The sequence below is a fragment of the Bradyrhizobium sp. USDA 4461 genome (assembly GCF_054055655.1).
Genome location: NZ_JBSRXM010000001.1, coordinates 6,997,223 through 7,019,692 on the forward strand (window position 1 = coordinate 6,997,223; position 22,470 = coordinate 7,019,692).

Sequence of the window (22,470 nt, forward strand, 5' to 3'; positions counted from 1 at the left end):
TCCGGGTCTGATCGCGGCTTACGCCGCGGCCATTAAGCCGCAGTCATTTACGCAGCAGCCTTGGCGCCGGTCGGCACCTCGGAGATGGTCTTCAGGATCTGCGAAGCGATCTGGTAGGGGTCGCCCTGGGAATTCGGGCGGCGGTCTTCCAGATAGCCCTTGTAGCCATTGTTGACGAAGGAGTGCGGCACGCGGATCGAGGCGCCACGATCAGCCACGCCGTAGCTGAACTTGTTCCACGGCGCGGTCTCGTGCTTGCCGGTCAGACGCTTGTCGTTGTCCGGGCCGTAGACCGCGATGTGGTCCATCAGGTTCTTGTCGAAGGCCTTCATCAGGCTCTCGAAATACTCCTTGCCGCCGACTTCGCGCATGTACTTGGTCGAGAAGTTGGCGTGCATGCCCGAGCCGTTCCAGTCGGTATCGCCGAGCGGCTTGCAGTGGAATTCGATGTCGATGCCGTAGCTCTCGGTGAGACGCAGCATCAGATAGCGAGCCATCCACATCTGGTCAGCGGCGGTCTTGGAGCCCTTGCCGAAGATCTGGAATTCCCACTGGCCCTTCGCCACCTCGGCGTTGATGCCTTCGTGGTTGATGCCGGCGTGCAGGCACAAATTGAGATGCTCTTCAACGATCTTGCGGGCAACGCTGCCGACGTTCTTGTAACCGACGCCGGTGTAGTACGGGCCCTGCGGAGCCGGATAACCCTGCTCCGGGAAGCCGAGCGGACGGCCGTCCTTGTAGAAGAAGTATTCCTGCTCGAACCCGAACCAGGCGCCTTCGTCGTCCAGAATGGTCGCGCGCTTGTTCGAGACATGCGGCGTCTTGCCATCGGGCATCATGACTTCGCACATCACCAGCACGCCGTTCTCGCGCGCACCGTCGGGATAGCAGGCGACCGGCTTCAGCACGCAGTCAGAGCTGTGGCCTTCAGCCTGCTGGGTGGACGAACCGTCAAAGCCCCACAGCGGAAGCTGTTCGAGGGTCGGGAACGACGCGAATTCCTTGATCTGCGTCTTGCCGCGCAGGCTCGGCGTCGGCGTATATCCGTCGAGCCAGATATACTCGAGCTTGTACTTGGTCATTGAACCTCTCTGTTGATGATGCAAAACCGTGAGGAACCGAAAGCCAGTCGGTCGCCGCACGCGTACCCGGCCACCATCGGCCGGCTCTTACTAAGCAATTAAAATGCCAGTCGCTGCACTGCGGCACCCGTCCCGTTCGCCGCTGTCCACAGCGGACCTCGCATTTTTAGCTGCGACATAGCAGCGCGGCTGGCATGCGCCGCGGTCAGCCAAAATCTTCTCTCCGCCCCCGCCGCCGCCCGTTTCTGCAGCAAATTCGGCTACGCCCGCATCAGCCGATTAATGCGGCGGCAGGGCTGTGTGACAGTTCGTGTCCGACCGCCGGGCGCCCAGCAACCATCGTCACGGCTCAAGCGTTGGTCAGCTGCATCCTGCCCCGCAGGAGGCAAACCTGGGTTTGCACACGAATTAGACAGATAATGACTATTTCTTGGTCAACTTGCACGCGACCGAGCTCGGGCCGATATCAAAATCACGGTAACCACACGCGAATGAGTCGGGCGCACCATGGAGGCTCGCTCCGGCCAAAGGAGACTTTGACATGATCACGACGGGCCAAAACCAAGGGCCAATCCAGGGATCGGCGACGATCTATCAATTCCCGGCAGGGGGCCGCGCGGCTGTCGGCGGACGCCGCTACGGCGACATGCGGTCAGCGCGCGAACTCGCTGAGGTCGAGACCTCAGCCTGCAGCGAGAGCTGGTACCATCAGGCCGCTATCGACGACGCCAAGCCGAGCCGCGATCACTGATGTCAGTGCGGCGGCGAGGCGTGACGCAAAAACGTCAGACAGCATCAAGACAATAGAGAGGGGTCGGAACACAGCGTTTCGGCCCTTTTTCATGCCAGCCTGTTTCATGCCAGCTCGCAGGCCGTCACCGGCCTCCTCGCATGCCGGAGTCTGGTCAGCCCGGCCCGCGTGAACTCGAGCGTGACGCCGCCGCCCTTGTAGCGCACGCCCGTCAGCGACAGCCGCTTCGTCAATGTCACCGCCTTGCCGTCGAGCTGCAGATGCGCGCGGGTATCGTTGTTGAAGAACGCCGCAATGAACTGCGTGCCGTCGGCACAATGATAATTCCGGAAGGCGGACTGCGCCGATGCCGCCGAGGAACCAAGAATTGCGAGAACAAATGCGCCGGCCAGAATGGCGCCTCCGCGATAAGTCATATTCTCCCCCCGAGAGGCCCGTTATAGACCAGTCTGCGCCGTCATTCCTGCGCCCAAGGTTGAGCCAGGATCCCAACAGCTGCAACAGGCCCGCCCGATGTCCGAAGCCCCTGCCCGTCACCTCAACCTCGCCGGCGCCAGCAATTTCCGCGACCTCGGCGGCTACCAGACGCGCGACGGCCGGACGGTGCGCTGGCGGCAGATCTTCCGCTCGAACCATCTTGCGCATCTCACCGAGCAGGACGTCGCCGTGGTGCGCTCCCTCGGGGTCAGGAGCGCATTCGATTTCCGCGGCGTCGCCGAGCGCGCCGAGGCGCTGTGCGGCATGAGCGAGGTGACCGTGCATTCGCTCCCCGTCGAGCCGACGGTGGTGGCCGCGCTGCGCGCGATCGCCGGCAACCGTGCACTGTCCGAAGCCGATGCGATCGACGTGATGCGGGAATCCTATCGCGGCTACGTGCAGGACAAAACGGCGCGCTATCGCACGCTGTTCGCCCATCTGCTCGAGGATCGCGCGCCGCTGGTGATCCATTGCACCGCGGGCAAGGATCGCACCGGCTTTGCCTGCGCGCTGATCCTGCACGCGCTCGGCGTGTCCGAGCAGGTGATCGCGGACGACTATCTCTTGACCAATCAGTACTACAAACGCGATCCGGCCCACAGCACCGAGCTGCCCGACGACGTCAAGCAGGTGCTCGGCACCGTGCGCGCGGCATTTCTGGAGGCGGCGTTCGAGGCGATCGATGCCGACTATGGCAGCCTCGACGGTTATTTCCGTGAAGGCCTCGGGCTCGGCCGGGCCGAGCGCAAGGCGCTTGAAGACCGCTATCTGCAAGCCTGATCAGATCACCCTGATCAGATCACTTGATCGGTTCAATCGGCTCAGGCCGCCGCGGCCTCGAGCTCGAGCTCCGCATCGAGGTCGGCAATCACATCCTCGAATGCCGAGATCGCCTGCTGGATCGCTGCGATCTGCATCAATTCCCAGCTGCCCACTGGCCCCTTGCGATTCTGCAGTGCCACCACGAGATCGCGCCGCTGCTCCTTAAGCTGAACGAGCGGTAAACCGTGGTCCGGAAGATTTCCCATTCGCATAACCCCTACCTTGGCTGGAGGTCCGCTTCTAAGGGACAGGTTTCTGCAAACGACTTACAGAACTGCCGCAAATTTTACGCAACCGCCCCTACCCCGTAGTCTTACGTAGTCGGACGTCACGCAATCAGCCCGACGTGATCGCTTCCGGCTTCAAGGCCTCGTCGATCGCGGCGAACAGCGACTGGGTCACGCAATTGGTCGCCCATTCGCTGGTGTGAAGCTGCCCGCCGTCGTCGAGCTCGCCAAGCGGAATGCCGTCATCAACCCAGCGCTTCATCAGCATGAAGCGGCTGAACAGATTCACCTTGCGGCTCGCGGTGACCTCCGCGATGACAGGCATGATCACGTTGGCGAGATTGAGCGCAGCTTGCGTCCCGACGATCGCCTGCGTGTACTGGGAATCCATCACGATCACGTCGAGCGGCAGCGCGGCGAGCACGTCGAGACCTGCCTCCAGCGTGGCGCGCACCTCGGCCGGATTGTAGCTCTTGTAGACCGCGTTGGTACCGACCTGCCAGATCACCAGCACCGGCGCCTCGGCGGTCACATCGGACTCGATGCGCGAATACTCTTCCGGTGCTTCCTGGCCGCCGACCCCGCGATTGATCACGTCGATCATCCGGCCGAAGAAGCGTTGCCGCAGCAGCATTTCGAGCCGCGGCGGGAACGGCAGGACATTGTCGGCGCCCGCCGTTGACGATGATCCCAGCGCCACCACCTTGATCTTGCGCTGATGCCGGAGCGCTTCCGCGAAATGCGGCATCGGATAGCTGAACTTGACGATGTCGAGATGGGATTCGCAGGGCCTCAGTGTCGGCATCGCAAACACCCTTGAGGTGAACGAAATTATCAATGCGCGCAGTGGGAGACGAATTTGGCGGCATTGCAAATGAATTCCGCCTGATCATAGTGAGCACTCAGCCAGCTCGTGCGTACGGAGACCCGCCATGAACGGAAAAGCCATCGTCATCACCGGCGCCCTCGGCGCGCTTGGCAAAGTGGTCGCCGAGGAAGCGCTGGCGCGCGGCGCGCGCGTCGCCGGCATCGATCATGCGGCGTCAACGCTTGCGGCGACCGCCGAGCGTATCGAGCTTGGCGGTATCGATCTGACCGACACGGCGCAGGCCGCGGCCGCAATCGACAAGGCGGCCGCGCATTTCGGCCGGCTCGACGGGCTGATCAACATCGCCGGCGGTTTCACCTTCGAAGCGGTGAGCGACGGCGATCCCGCGACCTGGCAGCGCATGCATGCGATGAACGTGATGACCGCCTTCAACACGTCGCGCGCCGCCATCCCGCATCTCGTCAGGTCCGGCGCCGGGCGCATCGTCAATATCGGCGCGCTCGGCGCGTTGCAGGCCGCCTCCGGCATGGGCCCCTACGCCGCCTCGAAGGCCGGCGTGCATCGTCTCACCGAGTCGCTCGCCGCGGAGCTCAAGGGCAAGGTCACGGTCAACGCCGTGCTGCCCTCGATCATCGACACCGCGGCCAATCGCGCCGCGATGCCGAAGGGCGATATCTCCAAATGGGTGACGCCAAAGGAACTCGCCGAGGTGATCCTGTTCCTCGCCAGCGATGCCGCCAGCGCCGTCACCGGCGCGCTGCTGCCGGTCAACGGGCGGGTTTAGGCGCTCGGCTTCATCGCGACGCCTTTCCGCTCGATCTGGCCGATGCCATATGTTGGTCATGACTACTGCGGAAGATATCGAAAAGGCCGTCGAACAGCTTCCTCCTCGCGAACTGGCCCGTTTTCGTGCCTGGTTTGAAGCGTTCGATGCGGAGCGCTTCGATGCAGCGATCGAACGAGACGCAAAGGCCGGGAAACTCGACGCCTTGGCGGACGAAGCCCTGGCAGCGCATCGCGCCGGGCAGTCGCGCGACTTGTGAAGCACGCGGCCTCCCCCAAATTTTGGGCTGCCTACCAGCAATTGCCTGTTCATATCCGGGAGCTCGCCGACGCGAACTTTGCGCTATTGAAGCGCAATCCTCGCCATCCATCTCTCCAGTTCAAGAAGGTCGGGCGATTTTGGTCGGTTCGGGTCGGCATGCGCTATCGCGCGCTCGCCGTCGAAACAGGCGAAGGATATCTTTGGTTCTGGATCGGCTCCCACGCAGATCGCCTGATCAGCTGACGCCGGCGAGACCGGCCAGCACCGCGCCTCAATCCGCAACCAGCAGCCGCAGTTTCGACCTGAAGCGGATACTCTGCTTGCCGGCGAGTGCCATGCCGTCGCCCTCGGCGGTCTGGTCAGTATAGGTGCCGGTGAAGCCGATGGTGACCACCTTGCGTTCCCACACCGGGCGCTCGCCATAGGTCGGCGAATGCTCCTCGTTGGTGACCTCGCCCTTCCACTTGCCATCGGCCGCGGTGTAGCTGCCATGGGCGAAGAAGAACGAGTCGCCGCCGCGCATCTGGCCGTCGCGCAGCACCATGACGCCCTGGTTGCCGCCAGAGACGCCGTCGAGAAATTCGACGGTGATGTGATAGAGCCCGTTCCGGATCATGATGTGGTCACGCCGTTGTCCCGGCCTCACAATAGCCGCTCGGGCACGATCTGAGCAAATTCCGTCCACGTCGGCAGCGGTCGATCCGGGCTATGCTGCTGCGAATTGAGTCGCGGCCAGATCGGCCGCCGGAGCCCTTACCGTTGGAAACCGCGCTTTATCTGCCCGTCAAGCACTTCCTGGAAAAGCTCGGCTTCGCGGTCAAGGGCGAGATCGGCGGCTGCGACCTCGTGGCGCTGAGCGGCGACGATCCGCCCATCGTCGTGATCGGTGAACTGAAACTCGCCTTCAATCTCGAACTGATCCTGCAGGCGGTCGATCGCGCTGCGGCCGCCGACGAGGTCTGGATCGCGGCCAAGGTGTCGGCCCGCGGCAAGGGCCGCGAGAGCGACGCGCGCTATCGCAATCTGTGCCGGCGGCTCGGCTTCGGCATGCTCGGGGTCACCGACCGCGGCGACGTCGAGGTGCTGGTGCCGCCGCCGACCACGGCGATCCGGCGCAATCCGAAGAAGCGCTCGCGCCTGATCGCCGAGCACCGCAAGCGCAAGGGCGATCCGGCCATGGGTGGCTCGACCCGTGCGCCGATCATGACCGCCTACCGCCAGCAGGCGCTGGCCTGCGCCTCTGCGATGTCGGGCGGCCCGCGCCGGGTGCGGGACCTGCGCACGGATATTCCCGACGCCGGCAAGATCCTGCAGCACAATGTCTATGGCTGGTTCGACCGTGCCGAGCGCGGCATCTATGTGCTGACCGATGCCGGCCGGGCCGCGCTGAAGCGCTGGCCGCAGCAGCCGATCACTGCATCAGGGGCCGAAGCCGCCCCGTAACCGACTGGGGGAGATCATGATCGTCGTCACCGGCAACATCACCGCCCGCCCCGAGACGTTCGACGAGGTGCGACGGCTGAGCCTCGCACACGTCCATCGCTCGCGCACCGAGCCCGGCTGCATCTCGCACGCGGTCCATGTCGACTGCGAGAACCCGCTCAGGCTGGTGTTTTTCGAGCAATGGGCCGACCGGGCCGCGCTGGCGGCGCACTTCGCGGTGCCCGCGTCACGCGATTTTGTCCGATCGCTGCAATCTCTCGCGGCGGCCGCGACCACCATCGAACTTTATGACACTCACAAGATTGAGAGACTCTAGCTGCATGGCTGGATTGCCATCCCACATTCATATTGCAATGCAACATTGGGCGCCTTACGTATCTCCCGCGATTCAAGGATGAGGCGGCGATGAGCGGAGACTGGAACACCAAATACGGCACGAGGCGCGTGCGGCACGATCCGCCGACGCTGGAGGAGGCAATCTTCGCGGCCATCGGCATCACCGATGACGTGAAGGCCCAGGCCGAGATCGCATCGTCCCTGATGGGCCTGCCCTATGACGACGTGCTGGCCGAGGTGAAGAAGACCGCGCGCGTCAGCGCCCGCACCGGCACCGCGACCCGCGTGATCGCCGGCGAACAGGGCGCGCAGCGCTCTGTCGTGGTCGAGCGCCGCGTGGTTCGCCGTCTCGCGCCCGCCAAGCGCACCGGCACCTGAGAAACAACATCCGTTAGCTCAAAGAAAAAGGGCAATCCGCTGAGCGGATTGCCCTTTTTGCATTTGATGTGAAGCATGTACTCAGGCGGCCCGGCCCCAGCCGGACATCTGCATCACCATGCGCCAATAGGCGCGGTTCATGTCGACGATCGCGCGGGCGGCCTCGACCGGTGTCACCGGTGCAGCGGCCGGCGCCGGTTCAGCCTGGCGCTGCTCGGTCAGATCGATGCTGCCGGTGGACTCGCCGTGACGGAAGGTCAGCTGCGCACCGAACTTGATGGCAAGCGCACGCATCGCATCGTTCTGCGCGCCGGTGGTGATGCGCAGGCTCTCATAGCCTTTGGCATGGGCCTCGGCGATCAGCTTGCGGAACAGCGTGCTGCCGACGCCCTTGCGGCGGGCCGACCGCTCCACGCTGAAGGCGATCTCGGGCTGCGCATCCGGAGATTGCTCCGGCGGATGCAGCTCGGCCGCACCGCGGACGACCCCGTCCTCGAAATAGGCGATGATCACCGTGCCGTCGTTGGCGCAACGCTCGGCATAGCGGCGGATGAAGCTGTCGTCGATGAAGCCATGAAAACGATCATGGCGGCTGGTACGGTCCAGTCGCAGCAGGTGATCGCGCAGCAGAGGAAGTTCCTCCTGCTGGCTCAACGTCCGCACGGTGCCCGTGGCAGCCGTCGCACGGATGGAATCATAGTTCATTTCATAACTCCTCTTGGTAGCCCTCGAGGAGGCGTCGAGTCCCTAGCAGGCCCTATATTGTGCGTCGCAGCATATAATTCAAGTCTCTAGATTCATTTAAGTAAACAATGATGTGATCGTAAAATCACATCATTGCCTCATCATAATACCAATTGCGTCTGAGTGACCACGGCGACCAGCTTGCCATCCTCGGTCTCCAGCCTGGTCTGCCAAACCTGGGTCCGCCGCCCCCGATGCACCGGCGTTGCCGTCGCGATCACGGTCGCTCCCTCCTTGGCCCCGCCGATGAAATTGGTCTTGCTCTCCAGCGTCGTGGTGCCCTTGGCGTCCTCAGGCAGATTGATCACGGTGGCGGCGGCCCCGACCGAATCCGCGAAGGCCATCACCGCCCCGCCGTGGATGGTGTGATGGAGCGTGCAGAGCTCCGGCCGCACCAGCATCTTCGCGACCACGCGATCCTGGCTGGCCTCGATGAAGCTGACGCCCTTCAACTCCGCAAACGGCATCTTCATCGACTGGATCTTTTCGAGCGGCGTCATGGACACTCCCTGCTTCGTGGCCTTCTTCGAGATTGGTACCGGCATGATGGAGTGCCCGGCCGAGCCCGGCAATGACGTCCGAGGTAATGGCGACCATGACGTTCGTGAAGGCGTTGTGGGCGGAGCGCGCATGAATCCAACCGCCGTCATTGCGAGGAGCGAAGCGACGAAGCAATCCATGTCTCTGTATGTGGTGAAATGGATTGCTTCGCTTCGCTCGCAATGACAGGGAGAGAACGAAGCTAGCCCTTCTCCACCCCGCACCATTCCGCGACGAACAGCGCCATGGCCTTGGTCGCCTTCCGCAGCGAGTCCAGCTCGACATATTCATTGAAGCCGTGCATCGCCGCGCCGCTGGCGCCGAAGCAGAGGCTCGGGATGTCGTGGTTCAGCCCGTAGAAGCGCGTATCGGTCAGTGCGGTGAAGGCGCGATCTTCCACCGCGCCGCCATAGACCGCCTGATGCGCCTTGGCGAAGGCGGCTTCCGGCGCCTCGGAGTTCACCAGTTCATAGCCTTCCGACAGGAAGCCCGACCATTCCACCTGCGGCGGATTGTTGGACAGGAAGCGATGGTCGCGCGCCGCCGCCGACACGCAGGCCAGAATCTCCTTCTGGCACTCGGCGATCGACCAGCCCGGCAACACCGCGATGCGGCAATCGACGTCGCACCAGGCCGGCACGCTGGAGGCCCAGTCGCCGCCCTTGATGATGCCGGGATTGAAGTTGATCGGATGATTGACGTCCTTGAAATGGCGGTCGGCCTTGGCGCGCTCGTTCCAGGCGATCTCGAGCTTCTCCAGCGCGTGCACCAGGTGATACGCCGCCATGATCGCGTTCGCGCCCGCACCGGCCTCGAACACATGCACCGGGAAGCCGCGCACCTTCAGACGGAACCAGATCACGCCGACCTGCGAGCGGATCATCTTGCCGTTGGTCGGCTCCGGAATGAAGCAGGCATCGGCGCGATAGCCGCGCTGCAAGGTCGAGAGCGCGCCGACGCCGGTGCTCTCCTCCTCGATCACGGACTGGAAATGAATCCGTGCCGTTGGCTTGAGGCCGGCCTTCCTGATCGCATCGAGCGCATAAAGCGCGGCGATGGTGCCGGACTTCATGTCGCAGGCGCCGCGGCCGTACATCTTGCCGTCCTTGATCACGGGCGAGAACGGCGGCGTCTCCCACATCTCCAGCGGACCGGTCGGCACCACGTCGCAGTGGCCCTGCAGGATCAGCGATTTGCCGGCATTGGTCGCCGGACGGTAAGTGCCGACCACCGTGCGCGCCCTGGAGAAATCATGCTCGATCGGGCCGAAGCCGCGCAGATCCCTGAGATCGTCGAGATTGATGTGCCAGTCGTCGACCTCATAACCGCGCTCGCGCAAGAGGTCGCCGATCATGTCCTGGCACGGCCCCTCGGCACCGCGGGTCGAGGGGATCGCGACAAAGGCCTGCGTCGTCGCAAGCTGCGCATCGAATCCTTCGTCAACGGCGGCAAGGATTCGTTGTGGCGTCTCGGCAGTCATGCTTTGGCTCCATGGGGGATATCAGAAAAAAGCGGGAGCCGCAGCGTAGCCCGATTTCACCCGGCGGGGTATTGCGCAAAATAGGCATCCCGCAATGCATCTTCGAGGAGACGGCCTTCCGAATAGCCATCGAGCGTCGCAGGCCGCGTCACGCCGTCGAGCAGCCGCGGGCACGGCTCGGGCGCGCCGAGCACGGTGCGCACCGGAATGCGCTCGGCATAGATCGGCAGCTCGTAGTCCTCGTCGTCGTCGGCGACGCCCTTGGCGCGAACCTTGGCCGAAGCCTCCTCGATCTCCATCGCGATGAACGAGGTCGCCTTGATCTCCTGCGTGCTGCTGGCGCGCAGGCCCGCGGTGCGGTCGGGGAAGAAGCGGTCGACCATCGCGACGATGGCCCGCTCCTTCTCCGCGGGATCGGTCACGAGATAGGCGGAGCCGAACGCCATCACCGCGCGATAGTCGGCCGAATGGTTGAAGCCGCAGCGCGCCAGCACCAGGCTGTCGAGATGCGCGACCGTCAGGCAGACGCGCTGCCCCTCCGACTGGTTCTCCAGCATGCGGCTTGCGCTCGAGCCGTGCCAATAGAGCCTGGTGCCCTCGCGCCAGAAGAAGGTCGGCGTGCAGTAGGGCTGGCCGTCGATCACATAGGAGACGTGGCACAGCATCGAGGCGTCCAGGATCTTGTGCACGGTGGCGTGGTCGTAGAAGCCGCGGTCATGCCTGCGCTTGACCCGGTTGCGGGACGATAGGGGGTAGGACGGAGTGGATGCGCCTTCGGTCACGGTAACCTCGTCAGATCTGGAATCTGTCCAGAGTTGTAGCTGCTCATTTGGTCTGCGATAGTGCCAATTCCATGCGAAAAATTCCGACCAATTCCCGGACGCCCGCGGCGCGCAAGCCGGAGCTGCCGCTCGACCTCAGCGGCCCGCATGTCACGGCCGGCGCAGCCTCGCAGCAGCGGCTCTATCAGGCGCTGTGCCACACCATCGTCGGCGGCCTGGTCAAGCCGGGCGAGCCGCTGCCGCCGTCGCGAGCGCTCGCCAAGCAGACCGGCTTCCGCCGCAACGCGGTCACCACCGCCTATGAGCGCTTGATCGCCGACGGTTTTGCGGTGGCGACCACCGGCTCCGGCACCTTCGTCGCCGCGCGCATTCCCGCCCAGGCGACCGCGCCGCGACACGCCAGGATCGAGATCGAGCCGCCGCAGCACAATGCGCTGTCGCTCGGCTGTACCCATATCGACGAGCGTGCGCTGCAGCGCTTCCGTGCCTTTGCCGGCCGCAGGCTGCGCGCCTTCGGCTCCGAGCATCTGCACTACGGCGATCCGCGCGGCAGCAGCGAATTACGCGCGGCGATATCCGACCATCTGCTGTCGGCGCGCGGGCTGCGCTGCGACCCCGGCCAGATCATGCTGGCGTCGGGCACGCTGCACGCGTTGCGCATCGTACTCGGGGCGATCCTCAAGCCCGGCGACCAGGTCTGGTGCGAGGATCCCGGCTATCCGGCCGCGCGCCGCGCGATCGAGCATTGCGGCTATCGGCCGGTGTCGGTGCCGGTCGATGGCTCCGGCATGCGCATCGACAAGGGACGCGCATCCGCGCCGGCAGCGCGCGCCGCCTATGTCACGCCATCACACCAGTTTCCGCTCGGCGTACAGATGTCGATGCCGCGCCGGCTCGAGCTGCTCGACTGGGCCCGCGACGCCGGCGCGTTCGTGTTCGAGGACGATTACGACAGCGAGTTCCGCTATGACGGCGCGCCGCTGCTGTCGCTCGCCGGCATCGATCATCTGCGCCGCGTGATCTACATGGGCACGTTTGCCAAGACGCTGTTTCCGGGATTGCGGATCGGCTATTGCGCCCTGCCCGAAGCCTTGATCGGTCCGGTCACGGCGGCGCGCGCCGCGCTCGACCGCTTTCCCGGCACGCTGATGGAAGGCGCCGTGGCCGACATGCTGAACTCCGGCGCCTTCGCCGCCAACCTGCGCAAGGCACGCAAGCTCTATCGCGAGGCACGCGATGTGCTGGCGTCGACCCTACAAAATGCATCCGAAGGCGAGCTCACGGTTCCCGTGCCGTCACAGGGCCTGCATCTCGTCGCACGCCTGGATCCCGCGACCGATCCGCTGGTTGCAGCCCAAGCAAAGGCCAACGCCGGCGTCGGCGGCTGGCTGCTCGCCGAGACCTATCATCGCGCGCAGCCATTGCCCGGCTTCGTGCTGGGATTTTCCGGTCATCCGGTTCCGCAACTTGTCGCGTCGGCGGAACAACTGGCGAAGACAACGCTGACTGCGCTACGCGCGGCGCGCAAGGTATCCATCAAGTCATCTGCCAAGCCGCGGCGCTCTAGGAGAATCGCAGCCATCTGACTATGGTCGCCCGCGTTTTGGTCAGTGTCCGCTTACGGAGATACCGGATGCCCAATCGCAACGTCCTGTATCTCGTGATCGGCGCGCTGATCGTGATCGCAGGCATGCTCGGATACAACCTGTATCAGGCGAAGAAGCAGCCCGAAGGTCTGCAGATCAATGTCGGCCCCGACGGGGTCAAGATCCAGAACAAATGAGGGAGGCCGCGATGCCGCGCATCGGATTGGTCGCGCTGATCGGCGCCGTCGCGCTGGCAAGCTCTGCGTCCGCGCAAACCGTGATGCGCGAGGCCGATATCGTCGACCTTCGGGTCGGTCAGCGCGTGCTGGTCGACGACGGCTCCTGCCCGGCCGGGCAGATCAAGCAGGTCGTCGGCGCCAAGCTGAGCCAGAACGGCGTGGTGCGGACCCAAAGCTGCGTGCCGCGCCTCGCCAAAAAGTAAAACGCCCCGCTTCCCGCGAGGCGCCTGCTTCGTCATTGCATCGCTAACGCGCCGCTCAGTTCGAGACCGGCTCGAACATGCATTGCAGCGTCGGCTTGGCGATCTTGGTGAAGGTCGGGCCGATCTCGTTTTGCTTGGACGGCGGCACCCAGTCGGTCTCGATGGTCGGCACGCCGGTCTCGCTGATGCCGCGCAGCAGCGCCTGGCGCAGATCGGGATCGTCAACCGTCGCAGCCGCATGATCGTGCAGGCAGCCGCAGACGGCCTCGGGATGCGCCCAGCGGCCGAGCATGTGCGGCGCGCATTGGCGCACGAACTCGTCGCGCGGCTCAGGCACCCGGTACAGCGACCGGATCTGCATCGACTCCAGCGGGAGTTGGGATTGGGCTTGCGCAGAACCCGCCAAAACAAGCGATGCGAACATCGCGGCGGAGCAGATACGGAGCAACATGGGGAGCCTTTGCCGGCAGGTCTGTTTTTCGCGTCGCGCTCAGTTGGCCTGCGCCATCACCATCGGGGCCGAGGTGATGACCGGCGAGCCGTTATAGGAGAAGGTGCCGATCCCGGGCAAACCGTTGTCCGGCGTGCCGGCCATCGACGAACCGGCCATCACGAACGCGAAGGCGAGGATCAGGCTGATGGTCCGCATGTATCTGTCTCCGTCATTTCGATCCGACGCCCGGCGCCGTTGTGTTGACGGTTTGATAACGATCTGGCGTTTCCGGAGTTCTGCGGAACAAGCCGAAAATGGTTTCGTCGGCGGGAGAATTGTTTCGTCGACCGGGGAACCACGAAACATCAGCCGAAAAACACCAATGTATTCAGTACCGGCGCGGCGACAGTCCGCGCGTTCAAGATTTCGCGCGCCGCGACCGCCGCGCACCCCCGTTGGGAATTATCTCGCGCATTGAGCGGGCTGCGGCGCTTTCTTAACTTTCCTCTGCTGAGACAGGACGCAGCACCGCAAGGGTGGCCAACGGCGTTGCTGAACCGGGCAGCTCGCCGGCCGACTCATCTGGGCACCGTGCAACCAACTTCGCGGTGGCACGTTGTCGCAATCCCAATCCAACGAAGGATATCAGTCGTGGGCAATGGCAACACCGGTGTTGGCAATGAATCCGCGGCGAGCAAATCCGGCCAGCAGCAACAGATGACGGCCGCGATGCCGCAGCAGGGCGCGTATGTGATGGGCGACAATGAGTGCGCACCGCAGAAGCTGGTCCGCCTCGTCGGCTGCCGCGACTCGAAGCTCAAGCCAGGCCTCGCCATCGGGGCGAAGCCGTTCGGGCAGCCCAAAAGCTAACTCACTCGCCGCATCAGCCGACCCGGGCAAGCCGCTGCTTCTCCTACTGAATGAACTCGCTGCACTTCTGGACGGCGGCGGCATCGGCTGCGCCCCAAGGCATGATCGGCACCGATGACGTCGAGTTCTTCGGCGAGCCCTCGATCAGTCTGTCCGAATAAACCATGTAGACCAGCACGTTGCGCTTGGCGTCGCAGCCCCGCACGATCTGCATCTTCTTGAAGAACAGCGACCGGCGCTTGCTGAACATGTCGTCGCCCTGGCCGAGCTTGCTCTTGAAGCGGATCGGCCCGATCTGCCGGCAAGCCAATGAGATATCAGAAACTTCCTCGGCAAGGCCAAGCCAGCCCTTGAAGCCGCCCTTCTCCGGCACCGTGAAGTGACAGGCTACCCCCTCGACCTCGGGGTCGTCGACGCCATAGGTCGCGAGCTTGTCGTTGGGGCTCATCCATTTGAATACCGTCGAGCGGCGGAAGATCAGGTCCGGCTCGTCAGCCGCGGCCGCGGGTGCGGCCTGCCCCACCGCCAGCAACATCAAGAGCGCCGCGCACCCCCATCGTGACAACGGTCGCACGTCACACAGGCTCACAGTTCTCGACGTCATGGAGGTCTCCGCGGGGGTGGGTCCCGCCTATGTAGTGCGCAAACGCCGCACAGGAAGGCGCTGACAGTTCGGTGATCAGACCGGGGCGTTTAACCTCTTGTGAGGCTTTTTTGCTACGCTTTCGTCGAAAATACCCCGCTCACGGAAGGGTTAGATCGCTTGCGCTGGTGAACGCGTTGTGCGTCTGCGACAACAAACAGGTAGTTTGGACTGGGATTCGGAATATGCGCGCAGGCGGACGTCGGATTTCGATTTTTGATTCTGCGAATGGGCGGTTCTGGCAGTTTGCAATTCTGACGGCGGCCGGCACCGTCGCCGCCTCCACGCACGCTGACGCAGCCCTCTATTACTGGAACCGCGACTCCGCCTTTTACGGCGAGGTCGAGCCGATGCCGGCGCCGCACCGGCAAAAGCCGAAGCGCAGCACAGCGAAGAAGACCCCGGCGACCCAGAAGGAGACCGGCAGCAAGCCGCAGGGTCCTCTCATCATCTCGGTCTCGATCGATCAGCAGCGGGTCAGCGTCTACGACTCGAACGGCCTCTACGCCGAGAGCCCGGTGTCGACCGGCATGAAGGGGCATTCGACCCCGATGGGTGTCTTCAGCGTCATCCAGAAGCAGAAGTACCACCAGTCCAACATCTATAGCGGCGCACCGATGCCGTACATGCAGCGCATCACCTGGTCGGGCATCGCGATGCACGCCGGTGTGCTGCCCGGCTATCCGGCCTCCCATGGCTGCATCCGCATGCCGATGTCGTTTGCGGTCAAGATGTACAACTGGACGCGGATGGGCGCTCGCGTGTTCGTCACACCGGGCACGATCTCGCCGGAGAACTTCTCGCATCCGCTGCTGGTGACGCAGAGGGTCGCGCCGCAGCAGCCGGTTGCCGACGACATCCTGAAGATGGATGCGCCGCTCGGCGTGAAGAGCGACAAGGGCGCCGACAAGCAGTCCGGGCTCGATCTGCGCAGCAGCGTCGGCCATACCGCCTCGCTGCGCGACAACACCCACACCGCCGACGCCAGCGGCGCGATGCCGGCGGCGAGCGCCTCGGCGACGATGTCCGATGCCTCCTCCGCGCGCGATGCCATTGCGGAGAAGATCGCGGCCGATCCGTCCCAGCCGACGAAGCCCGAGACCGCGGCCGACAGGCCGGCCGAAACCAATTCCGTCGCCGCCGATGACAAGACGGTCGGTGAAACCACCGGCAGCACTGACACGGCGAAGTCCGAGGTCTCCGCGAATGACGCGGCCAAGGCGGCAGCCAAGGCCGATGAATCGAAGGCCAACGAGCCGAAGCCGGACGCCGCCAAGCCCGCCGTCGCCGAAGCGCCCAAGGCCGAAGCGCCCAAGGCCGACGAGCCGAAGGTGGATGCATCGAAGGCTGATCCTTCGAAGACCGAAGCGCCCAAGGCCGATCCCGCCGAGGCAGCGACAGCAGCCGATAGCCTTCGATGCCAAGAAGGACCCGGCACGGCTGCCGGGCCTCGCCAAGATCGACGTGTCGAAGCGCGCCGGCCAGATCGCCGTGTTCATCAGCCGCAAGGATTCCAAGCTCTATGTGCGGCAGAACTTTGCGCCGCTGTTCGACGTGCCGGTGACGATCGCGGCAAGCGACCGGCCGCTCGGCACCCATGTGTTCACGGCGGAAGCCGACAAGAGCGACGCGAACCTGCTGCGCTGGTCGGTGGTGACGCTGCCGAGCCGCAACGCCGCCCGCATCGACGTCGAGGAGCGGGCCGCGCATCGCCGCAAGGTGGCAGCCGCGGCGCCGGTCGAGGCCAAGCCACAGCCCGTGACGGACAGCCCGGCCGAAGCGCTCGACCGCATCTCGATTCCGTCGGACGTGATGGCGCGGATCAACGAGGCGCTGGGCAGCGGCGGATCGATCATCGTCTCCGATCTCGGCGTCAACCAGGGCGAGACCGGCGAAGGCACCGACTTCATCCTGCCGCTGCGTTAGACCAGCGGTCGTAGCCCGGATGAAGCGCAGCGTAATCCGGGACTGCTCTGTCCGCTGAAGGCGCGGCCCCGGATTGCGCGGAGCCCGTCATCGGGCGCGCGTCCGCGCGACCCGTTGGCTCCATCCGGGCTACTCGCGTCCAGCTATAACGCCTTCTTGAAACCTCGCGCCTGCCCCACTGGACTATGATCTCCCTCGCATCTGTTCCGGGGACGAGACCATGATGGATCGCAGGACACTGATCGTGGCGGCGTTCGCCGCGGCCGCAGGCTCCCGCGCGCTGCATGCCGAGCAGCCCGCGATGAGCCGGATCACGGCCTACGCCTTCTCATTCCCGGCCCTCGACGGCGGCGAGATTCGCCTGGCCGACTATGCCGGCCGTCCCCTGATGATCGTGAACACCGCCTCGCTCTGTGGCTTCACGCCGCAATATGCCGGCTTGCAGCAATTGTGGACCGAATTCCGCGAGCGCGGCTTCGTCATCATCGGCGTACCGTCCAATGATTTCGGCGGCCAGGAGCCCGGCGGTCCGACCGAGATCGCCGAAACCGCGCAGCACCAATACGGCGTCACCTTCCCGATCGCGGCGAAAGCGGTGGTCAGGGGTGCCAGCGCGCATCCGTTCTACCGCTGGGCGGCCGAGGCCCGGCCGAAGGACGTGCCACGCTGGAACTTTCACAAATACCTGATCGGCCGCGACGGCTATATCGCCGACGTCTTCCCTGAGTCGGTCACACCCGACGACACCCGCATCAAGACCGGGATCGCACGGGCCTTGGCGGTCGCTTGAGGCGCCGCGATAATCCCCGGAATTAACTGAGGATTTTTGAGTCGCGCCGGCCACCTTCATTGCCTTGGCGTCGCCACTGCGACTAGGGTACGATCGGTTGGGGGCGAAGCGGCCCGGTCGCGGCAAGACCGCAGCCCGGCGCGCGATCAGCAGGGAACACGCCATGCGCATTGCAGCAGGTCTGATTTTCGCAGGGACCGTATCGTTGCTCGCGTCGAGCGCAGCTTGGTCGCAGCAGACGCCGCCCGCCAAGGGCGCCGCCGCAGCGCCGGCAGCAGCTCCCGCGGCCGCAGCTCCGGCGCCTGCCGCCGCGGCGCCCGCGCCCGCCACTGCGGCGGCCGCCCCCGTGCCGCCGAAGCAAGCGCCGCAGCCGGCGCGCGCCGCCTGCAACAATCCGAACGCGCTCGGCGTCGCCCGCACCGTCGAGATCGACACCACCGGCGGTCCCGGCTTCGGCTTCGAGCATTTCAAGCAGCTCGACTTCCTGCGCGACCACGAGGTGGTGCTGACCTTCGACGACGGTCCGTGGCCGGGCAACACGCCGGCGGTGCTGAAGGCGCTGGCGGACGAGTGCACCACGGGCATCTTCTTCCCGATCGGCAAACACGCCACCTACCATCCGGAAATCCTGCGTCAGGTCTATGCCGCCGGCCACACCGTGGGCTCGCACACCTGGTCGCACGAAAATCTGAACAGCAAGAAGCTGACCGAGGATCAGAAGAAGGACGAGATCGAACGCGGCCTTGCCGCGGTCAAGTGGGCGCTCGAGACCTCGCCCTCGCCGTTCTTCCGCTTCCCGGCGCTGCAGCATCCGCCGGAAATGGTCACCTATCTCGGCAACCGCAACATCGCGATCTTCTCCTGCGATCTCGACTCCTTCGACTTCAAGTCGAAGAACTCGCAGCAGGTGATCGACACCGTAATGAAGAAGCTCGCCAAGCTCGGCAAGGGCATCATCCTGATGCACGACTTCCAGAAGCACACCGCGGAAGCCCTGCCCACGCTGCTGACGCAGCTCAAGGCCGGCGGCTACAAGGTGGTCGCGATGCGCGCCAAGTTCCCGGCGACCGTGCTGCCGCAATACGAGCAGGAGCTCGCCAAGGACGTCAAGCTGCCGACCGTGAGCTCGCGGCCGGTGAACAGCGTCGTCACCACGGTCGATCAGTAGCCGCATCGGCGATCGCAAAGCGTTTTCGAGCGAAGTGGACCCCCGGTTCGCGTGAAGAAAACGCGTCAGAAAAAGACTCCCATGTCAGCGTTGCGTATCGAGGGTTTCGTCATCGTCTCCGCCGACGGCCGGCTGGCGAATGCGCGCAATGTGATGCCCGACGAACTCAAGATCGAGGGCGACAAGAAGTTCTTCACCGCGGCGCTCGAGCGCGCCGATCTCATCGTCCACGGCCGCCATTCCCAGGAAGAGCAGCCGAACGCGCCGAAGCGCCGCCGCCTGATCCTGACGACCAAGGTCGCGGCGACAGCGCCGGACCCTGACAATCCGAAGGCGCTGCTGTGGAATCCCGCCGGCTGCCCGTTCGAGACCGCGAGCTGCGCGGCCGGCGTGACCGCGGGCATGGTCGCGATCATCGGTGGCCCCGGCGTGTTCGGCATGTTCATGGACCGCTACGACACGTTCTGGCTCTCGGTCGCACCGAATGTGCATATCCCCGACGGCGAGCCGTGCTTTCCCGGCGTCCCTGCCCGCACCCCGCAGCAGGTACTGGCAGCGCACGGCCTCGCCGCCGGTGCGTCAAAGCTGATCGACGCCGCGCAGGATGTCAGCGTCACGCCGTGGCGGCGCGCGGGTTGACGGCCCCGTAGCAGGATGGGTGGAGCGAAGCGATACCCATCGATTGCCCGGCAGAGATGATGGGTTTCGCTGCGCTCCACCCATCCGCCTACGCAATTGCGCTCTGCCCTACACGTCGCCATACGCCGGGTCGTCGCGGCGCGGGCCGCGGCCGTAGCCGGCGATGATGAACAGCGCGCCGATCAGCGACAGGTTCTTCAGCGCATCGATCAGCGTCCTGAGATTGTCGGGCGCCGGCTGATTCCAGAAATCATGGAAGTAGAAGGTGACGACGCACACGTAGATGATCAGCAGGAGTGCGAAGAACCGCGCCAGCACGTTCACCGCGATCATCAGCCCCGCGATGATCTCGAAGGCGCCGACCGTGATCGCCAGCAGCTGCATGAACGGCATGCCGACGAAGCTTTCGATCTGCTGCGTATAGGGCGCGACCACGGCCGGGATCGTCACCTTGGCCGCGAGCAGGTCCGCCGTTGCCTGGATGCCGAACAGCTTGCTCGCCCCTGAATAGAGGAACAGCACGGCAAACAGGATCCGTCCGAAGGTGATGAAAGCTGGCATGGGTCGGCCTCACTGGATGGCGGAAATCGGACGAAGCAGGCGGAGCGATTATGGCCGCCCCGCCTGCTTCGATCAAATCGAATCCATCTCGCTCACGCACGATCCGGAAAACTGCGCTGCGGCTTTCCGGACATAGCGTGCTCAAACAACCCCGTCAGCCGAACAGCGTCGGCTGCGCGCGGCCGGCGCGCTCCTGGGCCTCGACGGCGGCGACCGCGGTCATGTTGAGGATGCCGCGCGCCGTCACGCCGGGGGTGAGGATGTGCGCCGGACGCGCCGGACCGATCAGGATCGGTCCCACCGGCAATGCGTTGGCCAGCGATTTGATCATCTGGTAGGCGATGTTGGCGGCGTCGAGGTTCGGCATGATCAGGATGTTGGCCTCGCCCTCCAGCCGCGACTGCGGCAGCACCAGGCGCCGCGCCACCGCCGACAGCGCGGTGTCGCCCTGCATTTCGCCGTCGGCCTCGATCTCCGGATGCTTGTCCTTCAAGAGCTGGGTGGCCCGCCGCATCTTGCGCGAGGAGTCCGTATCATAGCTGCCGAAGTCGGAATGTGACACGAAGGCGACCTTCGGCTTGAAGGCGAAGCGCTGGACGTGGATCGCCGCGAGCGAGGCGACTTCGGCGAGCTCTTCCGCGCTCGGGTTCGGCCGCACCTGGGTGTCGGCGAGGAAATGGGCGCCGGTGGAGGTGATCATCAGCGCCAGCGCGGCATAGTCGCTGACCCCCGGCAGGAAGCCGATGATCTCGCGGACATGGCGCAGATGGCTCATGTAGCGGCCCTCGACGCCGCACAGCATCGCGTCGGCCTCACCGCGCGACACCGCCAGCGCCGCGATCACCGTGTTGTTGGTGCGCACCACCGTGCGCGCGGCCTCGGGCGTCACGCCGCGCCGGCCGGCGACGTCGATATAGGACTGCACATAGGAGCGGTAGCGCGGATCGTCCTCGGGATTGACCAGGTCGAAATCGCGCCCGGCCTTGATCGACAGGCCGAACCGCTTGATCCTGGTCTCGACCACCGACGGACGGCCGACCAGGATCGGCCGCGCCAGCTTCTCCTCGAGCACCACCTGGGTCGCGCGCAGCACGCGCTCGTCCTCGCCCTCGGCGTAGATCACGCGCACCGGCTGGGTCTTCGCCTTGGCGAACACCGGCTTCATCGTGAGGCCGGAGCGGAACGCGAAGCGCTCGAGGCTGGCGGCGTACTCGTCGAAATTGGCGATCGGCCTTGTCGCGACGCCGGATTCGATCGCGGCCTTGGCCACCGCCGGCGCGATGCGCAGGATCAGGCGCGGATCGAATGGGCTCGGGATCAGCGAGCCCGGGCCGAACCCTTGCGTCTCGCCGGCCTCGAAGCCATGGGCGACCGCATCCGACGGCGGATCGCGCGCGAGCTGCGCGATCGCATCCACGGCGGCATGCTTCATCGCCTCGTTGATCGCGGTGGCGCCGACGTCGAGCGCGCCGCGGAAGATGAACGGGAAGCACAGCACGTTGTTGACCTGGTTCGGGAAGTCCGACCGTCCGGTGCAGATCATCGCATCGGGACGCGCCAGCCGCGCCTCGTCCGGCATGATCTCCGGCACCGGATTGGCGAGCGCCATCACCAGCGGCTTGTCGCCCATCTGCTTGACCATCTCGGGCTTCAGCACGCCGGGCGCCGACAGCCCGATGAAGATGTCCGCGCCCGGAATGACGTCGGCCAGCACGCGCGCGTCGGTCTTCTGGGTATAGACCGCCTTCCAGCGGTCCATCGTGGTGTTGCGTCCGTCATAGACCACGCCGTCGATGTCGCAGACCCAGATGTTCTTGCGCTGCGCGCCCATCGAGACCAGCAGATTGAGGGTCGCGATCGCGGCGGCGCCGGCGCCGGAGCAGACGATCTTCACATCCGACAGTTGCTTGCCGTTCAGCTGCAGCCCGTTGACGATCGCGGCTGCGACGATGATGGCCGTACCATGCTGGTCGTCGTGGAACACCGGGATCTTCATGCGCTCCTTGAGCTGCGTTTCGATCTCGAAGCACTCCGGCCCGCGGATGTCCTCCAGATTGATGCCGCCGAAGGTCGGCTCCAGCGCGGCAACCGTCTCGACCACCCGCTCGATCGTGTTGGCATTGATCTCGATGTCGAACACGTCGATGCCGGCGAATTTCTTGAACAGCACCGCCTTGCCTTCCATGACGGGCTTGGAAGCCAGCGGGCCGATATTGCCGAGCCCGAGCACCGCGGTGCCGTTCGAGACCACGGCCACCAGATTGGCGCGGGCGGTGAGCGTCGCCGCCTCGGCGGGGTTCTTGGCGATCTCGGTGCAGGCGGCGGCCACGCCCGGCGAGTAGGCCAGCGCCAGGTCGCGCTGGTTGGCAAGCGGCTTGATTGCCTGGATCTCCAGCTTGCCCGGTCGCGGCAGCCGGTGATAGGCGAGCGCGGCGTTATGGAGTTCTTCAGACGATGACGACATACGTGCTCCCCG

30 protein-coding genes and 1 pseudogene are annotated in these 22,470 nt (G+C 64.9%); 17 read left to right on the forward strand and 14 right to left on the reverse strand.

The features are described 5' to 3' along the window. Nucleotides 1–47: 47 nt before the first annotated feature. Nucleotides 48–1,082, reverse strand: a complete 1,035-nt coding sequence (locus ACVINW_RS32975; RefSeq protein ID WP_456755122.1) for a glutamine synthetase beta-grasp domain-containing protein — start codon at nucleotides 1,080–1,082, stop codon at nucleotides 48–50. A 541-nt stretch (nucleotides 1,083–1,623) separates the two neighbouring features. On the opposite strand from ACVINW_RS32975, the gene ACVINW_RS32980 reads away from it, so the two are divergent. Beyond that, nucleotides 1,624–1,833 carry a DUF2735 domain-containing protein gene (locus ACVINW_RS32980; RefSeq protein WP_456755123.1) on the forward strand — a complete coding sequence of 70 codons (210 nt, stop codon included), beginning with the start codon at nucleotides 1,624–1,626 and terminating at the stop codon, nucleotides 1,831–1,833. 104 nt (nucleotides 1,834–1,937) lie between these two features. Here ACVINW_RS32980 and ACVINW_RS32985 read toward each other — a convergent pair whose 3' ends face one another. Further along, nucleotides 1,938–2,249, reverse strand: a complete 312-nt coding sequence (locus ACVINW_RS32985) for an MliC family protein (protein ID WP_456755124.1) — start codon at nucleotides 2,247–2,249, stop codon at nucleotides 1,938–1,940. 97 nt (nucleotides 2,250–2,346) lie between these two features. On the opposite strand from ACVINW_RS32985, the gene ACVINW_RS32990 reads away from it, so the two are divergent. Further along, nucleotides 2,347–3,090 (forward strand): tyrosine-protein phosphatase, encoded by a 744-nt coding sequence (locus tag ACVINW_RS32990; protein WP_456755125.1) that lies wholly within the window; start codon nucleotides 2,347–2,349, stop codon nucleotides 3,088–3,090. 41 nt (nucleotides 3,091–3,131) lie between these two features. Here the strand turns inward: ACVINW_RS32990 and ACVINW_RS32995 are convergent, their stop codons facing one another. Both ACVINW_RS32995 and ACVINW_RS33000 read right to left on the reverse strand, forming a co-directional pair. Then, the gene (locus ACVINW_RS32995; protein ID WP_035634033.1) at nucleotides 3,132–3,338 is read right to left on the reverse strand and encodes a hypothetical protein; all 207 of its coding nucleotides are present in this window, start codon (nucleotides 3,336–3,338) and stop codon (nucleotides 3,132–3,134) included. A 130-nt stretch (nucleotides 3,339–3,468) separates the two neighbouring features. After that, nucleotides 3,469–4,164: an SGNH/GDSL hydrolase family protein gene (locus ACVINW_RS33000; protein ID WP_456755126.1), complete on the reverse strand. Its 696-nt coding sequence runs from the start codon at nucleotides 4,162–4,164 to the stop codon at nucleotides 3,469–3,471. A 127-nt stretch (nucleotides 4,165–4,291) separates the two neighbouring features. Here ACVINW_RS33000 and fabG point away from each other — a divergent pair, with 127 nt between their 5' ends. Genes fabG through ACVINW_RS33015 form a run of 3 tightly spaced genes read left to right on the forward strand, consistent with a single transcriptional unit; the run spans nucleotide 4,292 to nucleotide 5,476 of the window. Beyond that, nucleotides 4,292–4,972, forward strand: coding sequence for a 3-oxoacyl-ACP reductase FabG (fabG, locus tag ACVINW_RS33005; RefSeq protein ID WP_456755127.1), 681 nt, complete (start codon nucleotides 4,292–4,294; stop codon nucleotides 4,970–4,972). A 49-nt stretch (nucleotides 4,973–5,021) separates the two neighbouring features. Further along, a complete protein-coding gene (locus ACVINW_RS33010) occupies nucleotides 5,022–5,231 on the forward strand; it encodes a hypothetical protein (protein WP_456755128.1) in 210 nt (69 codons plus the stop codon). After that, a complete protein-coding gene (locus ACVINW_RS33015; protein ID WP_456755129.1) occupies nucleotides 5,228–5,476 on the forward strand; it encodes a ParE family toxin-like protein in 249 nt (82 codons plus the stop codon). The genes ACVINW_RS33010 and ACVINW_RS33015 overlap by 4 nt, the downstream gene beginning before the upstream one ends. Before the next feature lie 28 nt (nucleotides 5,477–5,504). Here the strand turns inward: ACVINW_RS33015 and ACVINW_RS33020 are convergent, their stop codons facing one another. Then, nucleotides 5,505–5,849, reverse strand: coding sequence for a GrlR family regulatory protein (locus ACVINW_RS33020; protein ID WP_050401415.1), 345 nt, complete (start codon nucleotides 5,847–5,849; stop codon nucleotides 5,505–5,507). Nucleotides 5,850–5,992: 143 nt separating this feature from the next. Between ACVINW_RS33020 and ACVINW_RS33025 the strand changes: the two genes are divergently transcribed. The 3 genes from ACVINW_RS33025 (at nucleotide 5,993) to ACVINW_RS33035 (ending at nucleotide 7,390) form a co-directional block, all read left to right on the forward strand. After that, nucleotides 5,993–6,676 (forward strand): DUF2161 domain-containing phosphodiesterase, encoded by a 684-nt coding sequence (locus tag ACVINW_RS33025; RefSeq protein ID WP_456755130.1) that lies wholly within the window; start codon nucleotides 5,993–5,995, stop codon nucleotides 6,674–6,676. 16 nt (nucleotides 6,677–6,692) lie between these two features. Continuing rightward, nucleotides 6,693–6,992, forward strand: a complete 300-nt coding sequence (locus tag ACVINW_RS33030) for a putative quinol monooxygenase (RefSeq protein ID WP_456755131.1) — start codon at nucleotides 6,693–6,695, stop codon at nucleotides 6,990–6,992. A gap of 89 nt (nucleotides 6,993–7,081) precedes the next feature. Beyond that, nucleotides 7,082–7,390 carry a hypothetical protein gene (locus tag ACVINW_RS33035; protein WP_456755132.1) on the forward strand — a complete coding sequence of 103 codons (309 nt, stop codon included), beginning with the start codon at nucleotides 7,082–7,084 and terminating at the stop codon, nucleotides 7,388–7,390. Between the two features lie 81 nt (nucleotides 7,391–7,471). Here the strand turns inward: ACVINW_RS33035 and ACVINW_RS33040 are convergent, their stop codons facing one another. Together ACVINW_RS33040 and ACVINW_RS33045 are read right to left on the reverse strand one after the other, a co-directional pair. Then, entirely contained in the window at nucleotides 7,472–8,095 is a 624-nt protein-coding gene (locus ACVINW_RS33040; protein WP_456755133.1) for an N-acetyltransferase family protein, read from the reverse strand. Between the two features lie 140 nt (nucleotides 8,096–8,235). Beyond that, nucleotides 8,236–8,634, reverse strand: coding sequence for a PaaI family thioesterase (locus ACVINW_RS33045; protein ID WP_456755134.1), 399 nt, complete (start codon nucleotides 8,632–8,634; stop codon nucleotides 8,236–8,238). On the opposite strand from ACVINW_RS33045, the gene ACVINW_RS33050 reads away from it, so the two are divergent. Then, entirely contained in the window at nucleotides 8,633–8,860 is a 228-nt protein-coding gene (locus ACVINW_RS33050) for a hypothetical protein (RefSeq protein ID WP_456755135.1), read from the forward strand. The two genes, ACVINW_RS33045 and ACVINW_RS33050, sit on opposite strands and share 2 nt — an antisense overlap. A 16-nt stretch (nucleotides 8,861–8,876) precedes the next feature. Here ACVINW_RS33050 and ACVINW_RS33055 read toward each other — a convergent pair whose 3' ends face one another. Together ACVINW_RS33055 and ACVINW_RS33060 are read right to left on the reverse strand one after the other, a co-directional pair. Further along, complete coding sequence (locus ACVINW_RS33055) at nucleotides 8,877–10,154, reverse strand: ArgE/DapE family deacylase (RefSeq protein ID WP_456755136.1); 1,278 nt, start codon at nucleotides 10,152–10,154, stop codon at nucleotides 8,877–8,879. Between the two features lie 56 nt (nucleotides 10,155–10,210). After that, nucleotides 10,211–10,936 carry a pyridoxamine 5'-phosphate oxidase family protein gene (locus ACVINW_RS33060; protein WP_456755137.1) on the reverse strand — a complete coding sequence of 242 codons (726 nt, stop codon included), beginning with the start codon at nucleotides 10,934–10,936 and terminating at the stop codon, nucleotides 10,211–10,213. 71 nt (nucleotides 10,937–11,007) lie between these two features. On the opposite strand from ACVINW_RS33060, the gene pdxR reads away from it, so the two are divergent. From pdxR to ACVINW_RS33075, 3 genes are read left to right on the forward strand one after another with little or no spacing between them, the layout of a single operon-like run. Continuing rightward, nucleotides 11,008–12,522 carry a MocR-like pyridoxine biosynthesis transcription factor PdxR gene (gene pdxR / locus ACVINW_RS33065; RefSeq protein ID WP_456755138.1) on the forward strand — a complete coding sequence of 505 codons (1,515 nt, stop codon included), beginning with the start codon at nucleotides 11,008–11,010 and terminating at the stop codon, nucleotides 12,520–12,522. Nucleotides 12,523–12,569: 47 nt separating this feature from the next. After that, the gene (locus tag ACVINW_RS33070) at nucleotides 12,570–12,719 is read left to right on the forward strand and encodes a hypothetical protein (RefSeq protein ID WP_456755139.1); all 150 of its coding nucleotides are present in this window, start codon (nucleotides 12,570–12,572) and stop codon (nucleotides 12,717–12,719) included. Nucleotides 12,720–12,730: 11 nt separating this feature from the next. Next, the gene (locus tag ACVINW_RS33075) at nucleotides 12,731–12,964 is read left to right on the forward strand and encodes a DUF6719 family protein (RefSeq protein WP_456755140.1); all 234 of its coding nucleotides are present in this window, start codon (nucleotides 12,731–12,733) and stop codon (nucleotides 12,962–12,964) included. A 55-nt stretch (nucleotides 12,965–13,019) separates the two neighbouring features. On the opposite strand, the gene ACVINW_RS33080 is transcribed toward ACVINW_RS33075, so the two are convergent. Both ACVINW_RS33080 and ACVINW_RS33085 read right to left on the reverse strand, forming a co-directional pair. Continuing rightward, entirely contained in the window at nucleotides 13,020–13,415 is a 396-nt protein-coding gene (locus ACVINW_RS33080; RefSeq protein ID WP_456755141.1) for a hypothetical protein, read from the reverse strand. Between the two features lie 39 nt (nucleotides 13,416–13,454). After that, nucleotides 13,455–13,613 carry a hypothetical protein gene (locus ACVINW_RS33085; RefSeq protein ID WP_456755142.1) on the reverse strand — a complete coding sequence of 53 codons (159 nt, stop codon included), beginning with the start codon at nucleotides 13,611–13,613 and terminating at the stop codon, nucleotides 13,455–13,457. 435 nt (nucleotides 13,614–14,048) lie between these two features. On the opposite strand from ACVINW_RS33085, the gene ACVINW_RS33090 reads away from it, so the two are divergent. Next, nucleotides 14,049–14,267 carry a hypothetical protein gene (locus tag ACVINW_RS33090; protein WP_456755143.1) on the forward strand — a complete coding sequence of 73 codons (219 nt, stop codon included), beginning with the start codon at nucleotides 14,049–14,051 and terminating at the stop codon, nucleotides 14,265–14,267. Between the two features lie 43 nt (nucleotides 14,268–14,310). On the opposite strand, the gene ACVINW_RS33095 is transcribed toward ACVINW_RS33090, so the two are convergent. Then, on the reverse strand, nucleotides 14,311–14,871 hold the full coding sequence (locus tag ACVINW_RS33095) for a CreA family protein (RefSeq protein WP_456755144.1): 561 nt from the start codon (nucleotides 14,869–14,871) through the stop codon (nucleotides 14,311–14,313). A 224-nt stretch (nucleotides 14,872–15,095) separates the two neighbouring features. Between ACVINW_RS33095 and ACVINW_RS33100 the strand changes: the two are divergent. The 4 genes and pseudogenes from ACVINW_RS33100 to ACVINW_RS33115 all read left to right on the forward strand — a co-directional run bounded on the left by ACVINW_RS33100 (nucleotide 15,096) and on the right by ACVINW_RS33115 (nucleotide 19,433). Continuing rightward, nucleotides 15,096–16,836: pseudogene (locus ACVINW_RS33100) on the forward strand (L,D-transpeptidase family protein). Nucleotides 16,837–17,056: 220 nt separating this feature from the next. Then, on the forward strand, nucleotides 17,057–17,626 hold the full coding sequence (locus ACVINW_RS33105) for a glutathione peroxidase (RefSeq protein WP_456755145.1): 570 nt from the start codon (nucleotides 17,057–17,059) through the stop codon (nucleotides 17,624–17,626). Between the two features lie 163 nt (nucleotides 17,627–17,789). Continuing rightward, nucleotides 17,790–18,794 (forward strand): polysaccharide deacetylase family protein, encoded by a 1,005-nt coding sequence (locus ACVINW_RS33110; RefSeq protein ID WP_456755146.1) that lies wholly within the window; start codon nucleotides 17,790–17,792, stop codon nucleotides 18,792–18,794. Between the two features lie 81 nt (nucleotides 18,795–18,875). After that, entirely contained in the window at nucleotides 18,876–19,433 is a 558-nt protein-coding gene (locus ACVINW_RS33115) for a dihydrofolate reductase (RefSeq protein WP_456755147.1), read from the forward strand. A 108-nt stretch (nucleotides 19,434–19,541) separates the two neighbouring features. On the opposite strand, the gene ACVINW_RS33120 is transcribed toward ACVINW_RS33115, so the two are convergent. Continuing rightward, nucleotides 19,542–19,994: a DoxX family protein gene (locus ACVINW_RS33120; RefSeq protein WP_456755148.1), complete on the reverse strand. Its 453-nt coding sequence runs from the start codon at nucleotides 19,992–19,994 to the stop codon at nucleotides 19,542–19,544. Nucleotides 19,995–20,148: 154 nt separating this feature from the next. After that, the gene (locus ACVINW_RS33125; RefSeq protein ID WP_456755149.1) at nucleotides 20,149–22,458 is read right to left on the reverse strand and encodes an NADP-dependent malic enzyme; all 2,310 of its coding nucleotides are present in this window, start codon (nucleotides 22,456–22,458) and stop codon (nucleotides 20,149–20,151) included. Nucleotides 22,459–22,470: the final 12 nt, after the last annotated feature.